We start from the raw sequence: 11791 nt of genomic DNA on the forward strand, positions 1-11791 counted from the left end.
GTCAAGTAGACTCCTATGGGGCCTGCCCTAGGCAAGCCCCATAAAATGATTATATCGCAATTTACCTGGCACGTTCAGCGGAAACCGGCAAATGAGCGACCTCTTCTTCAACCTCCACGACATCAAAGTTCCTATTGGGAGTTGCTCCAGTGCCAGCCGGGATCAGATGACCTATTATTACGTTTTCCTTCAGGCCTCTGAGGTAGTCTATTTCGCCTCTGACGGCAGCAGAGGCAAGGGCCTGGGCTGTCTGCTGGAAGGATGCTGCAGACATAAAACTGTCCGTCGCCAAAGCCGCCTTGGTGATGCCGAGCAATACCGGCTTCCATATGGGTTCCTGGCGAAGCTTTCGCACAAAGGTCACCCTTTGGATCAACTTCTCGACTTGAGAGAGAGCGAGTATCGGTCTTACCACTATCTTCGTCGGTTCAAGCTCTATAAGCCGCTCGAGGACTTGCTGATTTATCTCGGTTCCCGCAGGGATAATGACGTCACCAAGGCGATCCCTTACGGGTTCCAGCAAGACCTTGCCGTAAATTTTATCGGTCATAACGCTGTGCAATATCCTTTGCCTGGAATAGATCTCCCCGTCGGCCTCGATGGCGGTTATCTTGCCTTCGATTATACCCCTAACAATACCTCCATCAACGATGGGGGGGATATCTTCAAGCTCGTTGCCGTTCGAATCTATTGCCCTACTTAAAGGCCGACCCCATATTTTGCTGATGAGGTATTCCTGGATGGCGTCAGGCAAATCGACGGTCTCCGGAGCCTTCCATACCTTAATCTCCTTTACCGATTTCTCCTTTAACTTCAAAGCTATGTCCTTTGTCAAAAGACCGTCCTTGGGGGCTATGACCATTCCATCGCAAACTACGTCTTCGGCCAGATAGGTGACATCGCAAAGGGTAAGGAGTTTCTCCGTATCCATTACCTGCAGCGGCCTGCGCAAATCCTGGGTAACCAGTGCAAGCTGCTTAATGCTCAGGGGCACGCCTGCCTCTATGCGTACGCCGTTGCCGCCCTCATAGGGTTCAACCAGCTCCAACCCATCGAGTTCCCTCCTGAACAGCGACTCTCCCACTATTACGCGAACCTGCTCTCCCTGGTCTTCGACGACGAGCTCGGAAAGCACCGTGCCCGGCTGAAGAAGGATCTTTATTGCCTGTTCGTCCAAGATTTCTCCCTTATATTGCGCTGCGTGCTCCAACGAACCCTTGCCGATCACGTCTTTGAGGACCTTGCCCTTCAGCAAGGCGACAGAATCGTCCATGCATCGCCTATTATGGCTCCTAATTTCCTCTATTTCCCTTTCCAGCTCGTCCAGCCATACTATTTCGCCGACCACGTAAGAGGTATCTCCTTCGTCGGCTATGCGCACCTTATTAACAGGGGCAACCTTGCGCAAGATTACCTCGATGTGCTTGTTGTTTATGGAAACGCCTTGAGACTTGTAGACCTCTTGAATGCCATCGACAAGGTACCTTTGAACGGCCTCTATGCCCTTAACATCCAGCAGTTGCTGAGGATCGATGTAACCCTCCGTCAAGACCTGACCCTTCGTCACCTCATCTCCCTCTTCAACAAGAAGCAGTTGGGCGGAAGGCACGTTGAACGTCACCTTCTCGTCGGCGTTTTCACTGGACTGGATGACGATCTTCCTCTTGCCTTCCATCTCCCGAATCTCGACGACCGTGCCGTCGATCTCGGAAAGAAGGGCTGTCTTTTTGGGCTTCCTGATCTCGAAAAGCTGCTCGACACGAGGCAGACCCTGAGTGATATCCTCTCCTGTAATCCTGACGCCGCCGGTATGGAACGTCCTCATAGTAAGCTGCGTTCCCGGCTCTCCGATCGACTGGGCTGCCACTATGCCCACTGCCTCGCCAATTGACACGGGCTTTCTTGAGGAAAGATCCAAACCGTAGCACTTTTGGCATACGCCGTTACGTAGCCCGCAAGTCATCGGGCTTCTCACCCATACACCTTCTACGCCTGCAGCTTCTATGGCATCGGCTTTCTCCTGATCGATGATATCTCCGGCCTTTACCATAATTGTCCCATCTCCGGGGTGACGCACATCCTCAAGGGCAGTTCTTCCGTATATCCTTTCGCTTAGGGAAATGACGACCTTGCCGTCTTGAAGCAGCGGAGTCATGAATACCCCCTTATCCGTCCCGCAATCTTCATCGATGACGATCAAGTCTTGCGATACATCGACGAGACGCCTCGTTAAATATCCGGACTTGGCAGTCCTCAAGGCCGTATCGGCGAGCCCCTTCCTTGCTCCGTGAGTCGAAATGAAGTATTCCAACATGTTCAGGCCTTCCCTGAAGTTGGAAATAATCGGGTAATCTATGACTTTACCCGAAGGATCGGCCATGACTCCCCGGATGCCGGCCATCTGCGAGACCTGGCTCTTGCTACCGCGAGCTCCCGAGTCGACCATCATCCTCAAGGGGTTAAACTCATCCATATGCTGCAATATACAGTCGGCGATCTTCGAGGCCGCCTCAGTCCAAAGCAACTCCGTCTGTCTCAGGTATTCGTCCTCGGTCAGGATGCCCATGCCATACTGAACGTTGAGCTCGCTCTCCTTATCGAGGACCTCCTTCACTATCTCCTCCTTCTCGGGAGGAATGACAACGGAGTCTATATTTAGGGAGATGCCGCTCTTAGTGAACCACTTATATCCCAATAGCTTGATGTCATCCAGCATCTTTACCAGATCTTCATGTTCAATCTTGTCAAAAGCCAAATCGAGCAAAGCACCTAAATCCTTTTTGGCAATCTGCCTGTTTATATATCTGAGAGATGGATGCAAGACGCTGTTGAACAAAGCTCTGCCGGGAGAAGTTTCTATAAACTCCCCGTTCCAGCGCATCTTCACTCTCGCATTGGGGTGAACGACCCCGTGGTCAAGGGCTATCAGCGCGTCCTCTATGTCCCTGAAGAGCATGCCCTCCCCCTTGCGTCCATCGGCCATGGCAGTCAGGTAATATATGCCGAGCACGACATCCTGGGTCGGCGTCACAATGGGACGTCCGTGCGCGGGCGACAACAAGTTGTGTCCGGCTAGCATCAGGACCCTGGATTCCGCCTGTGATTCCAGCGATAAGGGAACGTGCACGGCCATCTGGTCTCCGTCGAAGTCGGCGTTAAAGGCGGTGCAGACAAGGGGGTGCAGCCTGATGGCCTTACCCTCCATTAGGAGCGGTTCGAAGGCCTGGATGCCCAGGCGGTGAAGGGTTGGCGCCCTGTTGAGCATGACCGGGTGGTCCTTTATGATCTCTTCCAGGGCCTCCCAAACCTCATCCCTTCTGCGCTCTATTATGCGCTTTGCCCCCTTCACGTTTGAGGCTATGCCCTTTTCGATCAACTTATGCATGACGAAGGGGCGAAATAATTCCAGTGCCATTTCCTTGGGCAAACCGCACTGATAAAGCTTTAACTCCGGTCCTATGACTATGACGGACCTTCCCGAATAGTCCACGCGCTTGCCGAGAAGGTTTTGGCGGAAACGCCCTTTCTTTCCCCTTAGCAGGTCGGTCAAGCTCTTAAGAGGGCGGTTCCCGGCGCCCAATACGGCCTTGCCCACCCTGCCGTTATCAATGAGGGCGTCAACCGCCTCCTGGAGCATTCTTTTTTCGTTTCTTATTATCATGTCAGGAGCATTCAGCTCCTGCAGCTTCTTCAGACGATTGTTCCTATTGATGACACGCCTGTAAAGATCGTTCAAGTCGGATGTGGCAAACCTTCCGCCGTCAAGCTGGACCATGGGTCGAAGATCAGGTGGAATGACCGGCAAAACGGTCAAGATCATCCACTCGGGCTTGCTGTCTCCCTTTCTGAAGTCCTCCACGACCTGCAGCCGCTTTATGAGCTTTCGCTTCTTCTGGCCGGTAGAGTTGGCTATCTCCTCGCGAAGCAATATGGCAAGCTCATCTATGTCTATGCGCCTGAGCAGTTCAAGAAGGCTTTCGGCCCCGATTCCTGCCATAAAATCCTTGTCGTAGGCACGGCACAGCTTATGTTCCCTTTCCACTATAATGTCACACTGTTCAAAGGGAGAATTGCTGCCCTCTATGACTATGTACGACGGATCCTCGATGGCAATTGTCTCCTGCTGAGAGTTGAACCTGCCGGGATAGTTTTTCATGTAAAGCTGCAGCTCCGAGGCGGACAAAATGTCGTCCTTTGCGAAGGGAAGACGAACGGCAGCTATCACCATGAAGGCTTCCTGATTTTTGATGGCAGTCCTCTCAAACTCTACCTTTATGCCCTGTTTCTTGAGCCTATCTATGTCACCTTGGCTCACTATATCCCCGGCCTTAAACTGAGCGCCCTCCTCGATCTCCGTTATCGTGTAGGCCGGCTCCACCTTGAAGAGGTCGTCTCCGTACTCCGTACGATAGCGGGAGACCTGTTGAGCGGAAAGGATGTCCCCTTCCTTTAGGGGCAGGTCGTCGACGCTGGTAATGCGATAGGCCTCTTCGGCTTTGAACTTGGGATCGTAATGCCTGTGGATGCGCTCCTCGCATGCCGGGATCAAGTCTCCTTTTTTGACTAAGTCGGGCCTCTTGCCTTCCATCACGACCTTGTACAGCAACTCCCTCCGCCTAAGGGGAGCAAAGTAGACGACCCTTTCCAGGTCCTTGGAGGTCGTTCCCAAAAACAGGCTGAGCCTGCTGGGAATTCCGCGCAGATACCATATATGCACCACAGGGCAGGCAAGCTCGATATGCCCCATCCTCTCGCGCCTCACCTTGCTGTCGGTCACTTCCACGCCGCAACGATCGCACACTATGCCCTTAAATTTAGGGCCATTGCGCTTGTATTTTCCGCAGGCGCATTCGTAGCTCCTCACGGGACCGAATATGCGCTCACAAAAAAGACCGTCCTTCTCTGGCCTAAGGGTCCTGTAGTTTATCGTCTCGGGCCGCTTCACTTCGCCGCTCGACAATTCCCTTATCCTCTCCGGACTTGCAAGTCGGATACGAACGCCCACGATCTCGCGTTTGTCCATTTACGCATCATCCCCCTCAGGGTCTATTTCATCTTCCTCATCATCATCAGGATCTCCGAAGATCCTTGCCTCCAAACCAACCACTGCTTCTTTTCTCTCCTGGGCCTCGGGCACCTGCTTGTCAAGCCTCTTCTTGTGGCGTTCCTCTTCCTCTACGTCTCCGATGCTTTGGTCGTCATACAGGACCTGGACGTCTAGAGCTAACCCCTGGAGCTCCTTGATCAGCACGCGGAAGCTTTCCGGCACGCCTGGGTTACCTATGTTCTGACCCTTGACTATGCTCTCGAAGGTCTTAAGCCTTCCTTGGACATCGTCAGACTTAATGGTGAGCATCTCCTGCAACGTATGAGCTGCTCCATACCCTTCCAAGGCCCAGACTTCCATCTCGCCGAAGCGCTGGCCGCCGAACTGGGATTTTCCTCCCAAGGGCTGCTGGGTTATCAAGCTGTAGGGCCCTACGGAACGGGCATGGATCTTGTCGTCCACCAAGTGGATCAGCTTGAGCATATACATGTGCCCCACGGTCACCTTGCTCTCGAAGGGCTCTCCGGTTCTACCGTCGTAAAGAACGATGCTTCCGTCCCTCGTCAGACTGGGAAATTTGCGGTGGCGTATCTCTTCCATATATTTGAAGATCTCGTCTACGGAGGCTCCTTCAAATACAGGAGTGGCCACCCTCCATCCGTTATGGTAGGCCACAAAGCCAAGGACCGTCTCCAAGACCTGTCCCAGGTTCATTCGGCTCGGCACTCCCAGGGGGTTTAACACCACATCGACGGGCGTGCCGTCGGGGAGATAGGGCATGTCCTCCACCGGCAATATTCGGGAGACCACTCCCTTATTCCCGTGACGTCCCGCCATCTTGTCGCCTACCGTTATCTTCCTGAGCTGGGCAAGGAAGACCTTCACGACTTCGTTAACCCCAGGGGGAAGCTCATCGCCGTATTCGTCCCTGGAAAGCCTCTTGACGGCAACAACCTTGCCACCTTCTCCGTGGGGCACCCTGAGCGAAGTATCCCTGACCTCCCTGGCCTTTTCTCCAAATATGGCCCTAAGCAGCTTTTCCTCAGGAGTTTGATCGGTCTCTCCCTTAGGGGTGACCTTCCCAACCAATATATCTCCAGCCCTTACCTCGGCTCCTATGCGGACTATGCCCCTTTCGTCGAGGTTTTTCAGCTGATCCTCGCCGACGTTAGGTATATCCCTCGTTATTTCCTCCGGGCCCAGCTTGGTATCTCGGGCATCTATCTCATATTCCTCTATGTGGATGGACGTATAGACGTCCTCTTTTACCAATCTCTCGCTCAAAAGGATGGCGTCTTCAAAGTTGTAGCCCTCCCATCCCATGAAGGCCACCAAGACATTTCTTCCCAGGGCAAGCTCGCCCTGGTCGACCGCCTGACCGTCAGCCAGAAAATCTCCGGCCTTCACCGTTTCGCCTTTCTTGACTATGGGGCGCTGATGTATCACGGTGCCCTGGTTGGACCTTCTGAACTTGATCAAGGAATATTTGTCGACCTGACCGTCATCCGTCGTAACTTCTATCCGGTTAGCATCCACGTACGTGACAGTGCCTGCCCTCTTGGCCAGTATGCAGGCTCCGGAATCCCTGGCCACCTTTTCCTCAATCCCCGTGCCTACCAGGGGAGCCTCGCTTTGCATCAAGGGAACAGCCTGCCTCTGCATATTGGATCCCATGAGTGCCCTGTTGGCGTCATCGTGCTCCAAAAAAGGTATAAGGGCTGCCGAAACCGATACAATCTGCTTTGGCGTAACATCGGCGTAATTGACCTGTTCGGGGGGCACTATGACTATAGAACCGCGGTGCCTTACGTGCACCTCTTCCTGGTTGATGCGACCCTCTTCGTCAACGGGTATGTTGGCCCTGGCCACGTATGCCTCGTCCTCCTCGTCGGCCGACAAATACACCACCTCGTCGGTCACGTAGCGGTCCCTGACGACCCTCTTAGGCGACATCAAAAAGCCGTATTCGTTTACCTTGGCATAATTGGCCAAAGACGTCACCAGTCCGATGTTCGGACCTTCCGGCGTCTCTATAGGACAAATCCTTCCATAGTGAGAGGGATGCACGTCACGCGCCTCAAAGCCTGCCCTCTCTCTCGTCAAACCCCCGGGCCCCATTGCCGACAGCCTTCTTCTGTGGGTGACGTCCGCCAAGGGGTTGGTCTGGTCCATGAACTGAGACAACTGGCTGGAACCGAAGAACTCCCTAATGGCTGCCGATATGGGTCGAATGTTTATCAGGTCATGTGCAGTGGCGGTCGACAAATCCGGTATCGTCGTCATCCTGTCCTTGGCTATACGCTCCATTCGAAGCAAACCTATGCGAATCTGGTTCTGCAGCAACTCACCCACGGAACGAACGCGCCTGTTGGCCAAGTGGTCTATGTCATCCTCGCGCTCCGTTCCGTCGCGGAGGTTGAGTATTCCCTTAACTATGGCTATCAGATCCTCAAGGGTCAGCAACCTAACCTCTTCGGATATGTTGAGGCCCAGCCTTCTGTTCAGCTTGTATCTGCCAACGCGGCCAAGGTTGTAGCGCCTGGTATCAAAGAATATGGAATAGACGTAGTCCTTTGCGTTCTCCACCCTCAAGGGTTCATTGGGACGCATACGCTTGAAGATCTCAAGCATTGCCTCCTCGGGGGAGTTGCTCCCGTCGCGTTCGAGGGTGGCGGGAAAGATGGGATCCACGTTCCAGAGCCTAACCTTCGTTAAGCCCCTGTCCCATAACGTTTCGACGTGCTCCTTGGTCAGGCGATCGTTTTTGGGAATGATCACGTGGCCTGCGCTGTCTATGATATCTTCGGCCAGCAGACGTCCTCTGACGTCCCCTTCAACTATGTCTACCTCCTCTTCGACTCCGCCAAAGGCCTTGATAAGCTCCGTGTTATCCTTGAGTCCGAAGGCCTTAAGCAGCACGGTGGCCGGCACTTTTCGTCTGTTGTCGATGTTAACCGATAAGACGTCACCGGAGGTTAGGTCGAACTCAAGCCAGGCACCCCTGTCGGGGATGATCTTGGCCTTGTAGACCTCCTGTCCGGGAGCACCCGACTCGATGCTGAAATACACGCCAGCGGAACGGGCCAACTGGTTTACGACTACCCTTTCCGTTCCGTTGATTATAAAGCTCCCCCTGTCAGTCATGACAGGGAAGTCTCCAAGGAATATCTCCTCCTCTTTTATTTCGCCCGTGTTTCTGTTCACGAGTCGCACGGTGGCACGAAGAGGCATTGACCAGGTCAAGTCCTTCTGCCTGGCCTCCTCTTCCGTCAAGGTCGGAGGATCGATGTAATATCGTACGAACTCTATCACGAAGGATCCGTCGTAGCTTTCTATAGGAAAGATCTCCTCGAGCAGCTCCTGAAGTCCTTGTGACTTTCTGTAGTCAGGATGCTCTTCGGGTTGTAAGAACCATTTGTATGACTCATGTTGAAGCTCGACTAAATATGGTAGGGCAATTAATTCCTTCGAGGGACCAAAATTCAACCTTTCGCGTTTTCTCCCCACTTTCACAAATTCCGGCATGGGAGCAACGACCTCCCTATCTATGTTTTTGATGGGTTAAAAGGGAACAAGCGTTCATAATGCGAGCGATCATAATAGCAAATGCTGATGACTCTGTCAATATCACAGGACAACCTTCTCCATAAGTTGGGGTGTTATGGATGTATTTCTTCTGACGGGATATGAATTCGAAAAATGGTGGGCAGGGGGGGATTTGAACCCCCACAGGCGCTAAGCCCACTGGCTCCTGAGGCCAGCGCGTCTACCTTTCCGCCACCTGCCCTTGCCTGTATGTCAAACGGCAATTAATTCTACAATACTTTATGGCTTCTCGTCAAATTCAGCAAGAGAGGCCCTGTAAAGACGATCCCTTATGGCCAGGCCCACTCCTCTTTTTTCCGGATAATCGGCTATTATCGCTTCTACCCCCCTCTTTTCGAGGTATCTCAAGCCCATAAACAAGCCACGGGCATAATTTTCCAGCGAATCAAAGAAGATTGCATCATCGCCCAAATCTACCGGCGGCCTTCTGATGCCCATGTAGCCGACCCTTTCGCCCCTAATTTTAGGCCAATCCTCTTCCGCCTTCCACAACAAAACCTTACACCTGGGTGCATAATGCCTATAGCGCGTGCCCGGGGATCGTTTCTTTAAATTTATCTCCCTTTCTCGGCTTAGGTTCTCCGGAAGCAACACGGTCTCGCCAAAATCGGTCAGGGCCTCTATGGGCAATCCCCCCGGCCTAAGGAGCACCGCCTTTTCCTCCGTGATGTCTATCACCGTCGATTCCACGCCCACATCGGTCGGACCGCAATCGAGTATGACCTCTATCCTATCGCCAAGGTCCTCGTAAACGGTATCAGCGTCAGTGGGGCTTGGCCTACCGCTCGTATTTGCGCTTGGAGCTGCTATGGGAACGCCTGAGGCCTCGATCAGGGCCAAGGCAACGGGATGCGAAGGCATCCGTACGGCTACGGTGTCAAGCCCGCCGCGCGTGACCTTCGGCACGACGTCCTTTGCTCTCATTACAAGGGTAAGGGGACCGGGCCAAAAGGCATCCATCAACCTTAGGGCCCTTTCATCACAGTATGCGATCTCCCGAGCCGTTTCAATGGCAGCTACATGCACTATTAGGGGATTGTCCTGAGGCCTTCCCTTTGCAAGGAATATCCTTCTGACGGCCTCCTCATCCAGGGCATTGGCCCCCAAGCCGTAAACCGTCTCTGTGGGAAAGGCCACTAAATGGCCTTTCCTAAGCTCCTTTGCGGCTAAGTTTATGATTTTCTCGTCGGGATTCCATCTGTCCAGCTTATATACGACCGCCTTCTTCAATCTGTTTCATCTCCAAAGACCTTTCGGCAGTATTCCAACAGCTGAGGGAAACTGCCGTCCATTATCGTCCTTCTTGCCTCGCGGGCAAGCTCCAACATGAAATGAAGGTTATGCCACGTACACAACCTTGAGGCTAAGATCTCGCCGGCCTTATGGAGGTGACGAATGTAGGCTCGGCTGAAGTTCTTGCAGACGTAGCAATTGCACTTCGGATCCAGCGGCGAAAGGTCGTCTTTAAGCTCTTGCCTTCGGACGTTCAACATTCCCCTTGAGGTCAGAACCGACCCGTTTCTGGCGTTTCTGGTCGGCAACACGCAATCGAACATGTCAACACCCAGCGCAATGGCTTCAACCATATCAAGGGGATGCCCGACGCCCATGAGGTAGCGAGGCTTACTCCTTGGAAGCAGTTGGTCCATCAGCTCCAGTACATCATACATCATCCTTTTGGGTTCCCCCACGGCTAAACCGCCTATGCCGTAACCCGGAAAGTCCATGTCCACCAATGCTTCGCCGCAAAGCCTGCGCAATTCCGGGAATACGGACCCTTGAATTATGCCAAATAGCGCCTGATCGGGCCTTGAATGGGACTGCTTGCATAACATGGCCCACCTTATGGTCCTAAGGGTAGCCCTCCTGGCATCCTCTTCGCTTATAGGATAGGAAGTGCATTCGTCAAAACACATGGCTATGTCGCTTCCCAATGATTCCTCAACGGCCATGACCGAGGCGGGAGTCAGAAAATGCCTGCTTCCGTCCAGGTAGGATTGAAATTCCACTCCGTCGTCGCTTACGTTTCTAAGCGACGCCAGAGAGAAGACCTGAAAGCCTCCGCTGTCGGTAAGTATAGCCCTGTCCCACCCCATAAAACCATGGAGGCCTCCGGCCTTCTCTATAATGTCGACTCCGGGGCGCAAATACAAATGGTACGCATTGGACAAAATTATACGAGCCCCCAACATCTCGAGCTCAAAGGGCGCCATGGCCTTAACTGTGGCCTGCGTTCCCACCGGCATAAAGCAGGGAGTCTCTATGATGCCATGGGGAGTTGACATCCTGGCAACCCTCGCCCTGGTGTGAGGGCATTCGGCTATAACTTCATAGTTAAAGAAATCTTTCATATCCAGACCTACCATCCTAAAAGTTTTATGGAATTTTTCCATACCGCATCTGCAAATTCGTCCAAGGGCATGCCGCGCAACGACGCTATGGTCTCATATACATAGATGACGTTGGCCGGCTCGTTGGTCTTTCCCCTGGCATGTTCTGGCGAAAGGTAGGGAGAGTCGGTCTCACACAAGATGCTTTCAAGCGGTATATTTGCCGCAACCTCCCTCAAGGCATCGTTCTTCCTGTAGGTAATATTGCAGGCAAAGGAAATATAAAACCCCATCTCTATGGCCTCCCTGGCCTGTCTTTCGTCTCCTTGAAAGCAATGCAGGATCCCGCCCGCCTTGCCGGGGCCTTCGGACTTTAATATGGCCAAGGCATCATCGTAAGCATCTCTTATGTGGCATACCAGGGGCTTTCCTGCCTTCTTTGCCCACCTTATATGCTTTAAAAATACTTCACGCTGAACCTCTTTGGGGGAAAGGTTTCTGTAGTAATCCAGCCCCGTCTCTCCTATGGCGACAACGCGTTCGTTTTCTCCCAAAGAGAGCAGCTCCTCAGAAATTTCGCCTTTTACCTCTTTTGCATCGTGGGGATGAACGCCCACAGCTGCGTAGCATTTTATCGCCTCTATCTTGCTTGCCAGGGACAGCGCCTCGAAGCTGGAGACTTCATTGAAGCCAACCAGCAGCATCCGCCTTAACCCCTCACCTGTAGCCCTTGCAAGCACATCGTTTAGGCGCGATTTTAATTCGGGCATAAAGACATGACAGTGAGTGTCTACCAAAGGCACGATCC

At 53.0% G+C, this 11791-nt stretch carries 5 protein-coding genes and 1 tRNA gene; all 6 read right to left on the minus strand.

Annotated features, from left to right (window positions below; all coding sequences use genetic code 11):
• Positions 1-61: 61 nt before the first annotated feature.
• On the minus strand, positions 62-5023 hold the full coding sequence (gene rpoC, locus BUQ78_RS03195; protein WP_074199245.1) for a DNA-directed RNA polymerase subunit beta': 4962 nt from the start codon (positions 5021-5023) through the stop codon (positions 62-64).
• Positions 5024-8572: a DNA-directed RNA polymerase subunit beta gene (gene rpoB / locus BUQ78_RS03200; RefSeq protein WP_074199246.1), complete on the minus strand. Its 3549-nt coding sequence runs from the start codon at positions 8570-8572 to the stop codon at positions 5024-5026. It lies immediately after the preceding gene.
• 175 nt (positions 8573-8747) lie between these two features.
• Positions 8748-8834 (minus strand) — tRNA-Leu (locus tag BUQ78_RS03205).
• Positions 8835-8872: 38 nt separating this feature from the next.
• Complete coding sequence (locus tag BUQ78_RS03210; RefSeq protein WP_074199247.1) at positions 8873-9883, minus strand: L-threonylcarbamoyladenylate synthase; 1011 nt, start codon at positions 9881-9883, stop codon at positions 8873-8875.
• Complete coding sequence (gene tgt / locus BUQ78_RS03215; protein ID WP_074199248.1) at positions 9880-11004, minus strand: tRNA guanosine(34) transglycosylase Tgt; 1125 nt, start codon at positions 11002-11004, stop codon at positions 9880-9882. Before tgt ends, BUQ78_RS03210 begins: the two co-directional genes overlap by 4 nt.
• An 8-nt stretch (positions 11005-11012) precedes the next feature.
• On the minus strand, positions 11013-11786 hold the full coding sequence (locus tag BUQ78_RS03220; RefSeq protein ID WP_074199249.1) for a TatD family hydrolase: 774 nt from the start codon (positions 11784-11786) through the stop codon (positions 11013-11015).
• Between the last annotated feature and the right edge of the window lie 5 nt (positions 11787-11791).

The sequence above is a fragment of the Acetomicrobium flavidum genome (genome assembly GCF_900129645.1).
In the GTDB taxonomy this organism is placed as follows: domain Bacteria; phylum Synergistota; class Synergistia; order Synergistales; family Acetomicrobiaceae; genus Acetomicrobium; species Acetomicrobium flavidum.